The 1,181-nt window shown below is 54.0% G+C and carries 1 rRNA gene (running past one end of the window); it reads left to right on the top strand.

The annotated features are described in order from the left end of the window. A 23S ribosomal RNA gene (locus RF641_RS17455) occupies nucleotides 1-1,175 on the top strand (it extends 2,044 nt beyond the left edge of the window). The last annotated feature ends 6 nt before the right edge of the window (nucleotides 1,176-1,181 follow it).

Here is a 1,181-nt window from a genome sequence, read left to right as displayed (position 1 = left end):
TGGCGGGTGTGGGCCGCAGAGACCAGGGGGAAGCGACTGTTTACTAAAAACACAGGTCCGTGCGAAGTCGCAAGACGATGTATACGGACTGACTCCTGCCCGGTGCTGGAAGGTTAAGAGGACCGGTTAGCACACTTGTGTGCGAAGCTGAGAATTTAAGCCCCAGTAAACGGCGGTGGTAACTATAACCATCCTAAGGTAGCGAAATTCCTTGTCGGGTAAGTTCCGACCTGCACGAATGGAGTAACGACTTCCCCGCTGTCTCAACCATGAACTCGGCGAAATTGCAGTACGAGTAAAGATGCTCGTTACGCGCAGCAGGACGGAAAGACCCCGAGACCTTTACTATAGTTTGGTATTGGTGTTCGGTGCAGCTTGTGTAGGATAGGTGGGAGACTGTGAAGCTCGGACGCTAGTTCGGGTGGAGTCATCGTTGAAATACCACTCTGGCTGTACCGGTCACCTAACTTCGGACCATGATCTGGTTCAGGGACAGTGCCTGATGGGTAGTTTAACTGGGGCGGTTGCCTCCTAAAATGTAACGGAGGCGCCCAAAGGTTCCCTCAGCCTGGTTGGCAATCAGGTGTTGAGTGTAAGTGCACAAGGGAGCTTGACTGTGAGAGTGACAGCTCGAGCAGGGACGAAAGTCGGGACTAGTGATCCGGCGGCACCTCGTGGAAGGGCCGTCGCTCAACGGATAAAAGGTACCTCGGGGATAACAGGCTGATCTTGCCCAAGAGTCCATATCGACGGCATGGTTTGGCACCTCGATGTCGGCTCGTCGCATCCTGGGGCTGGAGTAGGTCCCAAGGGTTGGGCTGTTCGCCCATTAAAGCGGTACGCGAGCTGGGTTTAGAACGTCGTGAGACAGTTCGGTCCCTATCCGCTGCGCGCGTTGGAAATTTGAGAAGGGCTGTCCTTAGTACGAGAGGACCGGGACGGACGAACCTCTGGTGTGTCAGTTGTACTGCCAAGTGCATCGCTGATTAGCTACGTTTGGAAGGGATAACCGCTGAAAGCATCTAAGCGGGAAGCCTGCTTCGAGATGAGATTTCCATCCACTGTGTGTGGGTGAGGCCCCCAGCTAGATTACTGGGTTGATAGGCAGGATGTGGAAGCAAGGACCAAAGACTTGTGTAGCTGACCTGTACTAATAGGCCGATGGCTTACAACACACTATC

The organism is Arthrobacter sp. 'calajunan' (assembly GCF_046940185.1).
Lineage (GTDB): Bacteria > Actinomycetota > Actinomycetes > Actinomycetales > Micrococcaceae > Glutamicibacter > Glutamicibacter soli.
Note: the sequence above shows the minus strand (reverse complement) of the source record. Positions and strands in the feature narration are given on the sequence as shown.